The sequence below is a fragment of the Roseovarius sp. 10 genome (assembly GCF_033100315.1).
GTDB lineage: Bacteria > Pseudomonadota > Alphaproteobacteria > Rhodobacterales > Rhodobacteraceae > M30B80.
In genome coordinates, this window is record NZ_JAWLVH010000012.1 from 1 (window position 1) to 2,449 (window position 2,449).

Genomic DNA, 2,449 nt, shown 5'->3' on the forward strand with positions numbered 1-2,449 from the left:
CGGTCCCAGAGCACTTGGGGTAAGGTGAGGAAGCGCAGAACGGCCTTTGGATCATCGAACTGATGCATAGAGGCTGCATTCTTCTCGGAGAGCCCGTCATGGGAGAGACGCAGCTTAGGCATATGCTCTGCATAGAAGGCCACATCTTCATCAGATGGATCACAGTGCTTAACGGCGTAACAGCGCACACTCCAGGCAATCTCTCCGATATGCTTCGAGGTCTCACCGCCATTGCGATCGAGAAGCCAGCTGATGCCGGCCTCAAACATGGTGGGCGTGACCAGATCGCGGAGGGAAAGAGCGCTGCCCACATCCACGCCCTTGTAAGAGAGCGCAGAGATATAGCGATGCAGATGTCCGTGCACTGCATCGATGCTGATTGGCGCGAAGGGCTTCTTTAAACCCTTGCTGAAGACATCCTTGCTTGAGAGGTGGCCTAGATAGGCATCGATATCCGCCCTGACGGCATCAGAGAGAAGAGACCAGTCGATCGCATAAAGGCGCTCGTCATAGCGCGGCACGTTAAGCGTGACCTGTGGCCAGCCCGCTTCGCGATGCGTCTCCACCATTTGGTTCCACACACGGCAGGTGGACTGATGCCGCACGCGCGGGTGTTTGATCAGGCTCTCGGTCTCGAGGGCTAAGAGATAGCCATCAGCAACCAGATCAGTGACATCATCAGGCGCAATAGCTTGGTTTGAGCAGTAGCGCATAAAGCGGCTGAGCTCAGACTTACGATAGGTGTCGCCCTCAAGTAGGTCATAAAGCATCTGCCACTCAGGCGTGAGCTTTGCTGAAGCTGGCGCAAGCTTGGTGTTGATCTTCAGATGCCGCATCGCGCCCAAGATCAAAGACCGCACATTTTGCACGCGGCGCCGCGTTACATTGATCAAGGTTGGATGCACGCGCTCAAGCTTCTGACGGATATAAGGCGCAGAGGCTGGGATGCTGGTCTCAGGCAAGTGGAACCACTCCGCCAAGCTGCGGCAGGCGGAAGCGATATCGCGGCGCTTATACACGGATAGCTCATGATCCGCTTCGATGCGTTCGCGCAGTTCAGCCAAGCTCATCTGACCGGCGTCAAAGAACGGGTTAGCTTTACACAGGGTCATGGCAGTTACTCCAAGAAGACGTGAAGGAAGATGCAGGACAGTCTGGGCCACGTGAAGCCATCTGAGATAAAATACTACATATAGTGCAAATATACCACAATTGATGGTAAAGATAACAACATATAGATTTACACGATAGCGCGTGACTGAGGGTCAAAGCAGACCCGAAGGGGACAATCAGGGTCACCCGAACATCCCCCCAGAGCGGTTGCGGGCGATGAAGGCCTCAAGGTCTGCAAAGGCAAACCGCAAGGCATTGCCCACACGAATGCAGGGCAGATCACCGCGTGCGATGAGGCGCTTGATCGAGCGCTCGGATATAGCGAGATACTCCGCTGCCTCACTGATCGTGAGCAGGCGGAATGGTCTTGAACTGCTCATGAGCAGGTCCTCCGTTACGATGTTCACAAGATGCGCCCGCCATATCCGCTCGCGCGCAGTGCCGCGCCATCAGGCGCGCAAGCGCCTCAAGCGTGGCACAAAGATCAGCCGAAGCTGACTGTGCAGAAAGGGGGATATGAGGACGCAGATTAGACATGCGCCGAGAATAAATCTGCGATTCGGGCTGCGCTAACTTAGGCAGCGTAAGCAGATTTTATAAATTTATATCAGATACTTAGGGCCTACGACCCATTGCCGTGTCATAGGCTTGGGCCGCGACTTTAAATTTTGTTTTTTCCCTGACGATCAGCTTTTTGCCTTTAAAATCTTGAGTTTGATAATCACCCAGCGGTTTACCCATGCGATAGGTGGCGAGGATAGCTTTGTCGTACGAACTTTTTGCAAGATTGTCGTAAGTGGCAGACAGCCGCGCCGGTTGGCCGGTGGTGGCCTCATATACATCTGCGAGGCAATAGAAAGCTTTATCCAATGCTTGGTTAAACTGTGGGTCATCGAACTCGTTTAGCGAGCAGCGCATGCCCTTAATGGCATCGAGTAGTGTTTGTCGGTGCTGAGGGTTTGCGAAGTCGATTTGGACGAAATCCTCAACTTGAGAATACATGCGGCTCTTAAAGGCAGCGTTTAGGATTGCTTTTGTGTCTGCGGAGAGCCTATCAAACTGCTGCTCGGTGCGAGCATGGTTCGGCTTTTTATGACGGTCGACGGCCTCCTTCAGCATACTGAGCTCTTTACGCATTTGAGGCAGTCTGTTGGCTTGGGCCTGCTTCTTGCCGCTCTTGCGCGATGCGGCGCGCTGAACAAGTACAGCTTCGGCCCAACGATGTAGCCCGTCGCGGAGCATGCGTTCAGCTTCAGTTGGCAACGGCGTCCCCAAGCGGCACATGTGATAGTAAGCCGCATTGAGGTTGCGCTGCAGAAATTTTGGGATTTTCGGC

At 54.0% G+C, this 2,449-nt stretch carries 3 protein-coding genes; all 3 read right to left on the bottom strand.

Annotated elements, in window-relative coordinates; genetic code table 11:
- Positions 1 to 1,112, bottom strand: a 1,112-nt coding sequence (locus RYZ18_RS14140; protein ID WP_317657512.1) for a hypothetical protein, incomplete at its 3' end; no start/stop codon positions are given.
- Positions 1,113 to 1,295: 183 nt separating this feature from the next.
- On the bottom strand, positions 1,296 to 1,493 hold the full coding sequence (locus tag RYZ18_RS14145) for a helix-turn-helix domain-containing protein (protein ID WP_317657513.1): 198 nt from the start codon (positions 1,491 to 1,493) through the stop codon (positions 1,296 to 1,298).
- Between the two features lie 235 nt (positions 1,494 to 1,728).
- On the bottom strand, positions 1,729 to 2,449 hold a 721-nt coding region (locus RYZ18_RS14150), incomplete at its 5' end, for a hypothetical protein (protein WP_317657514.1).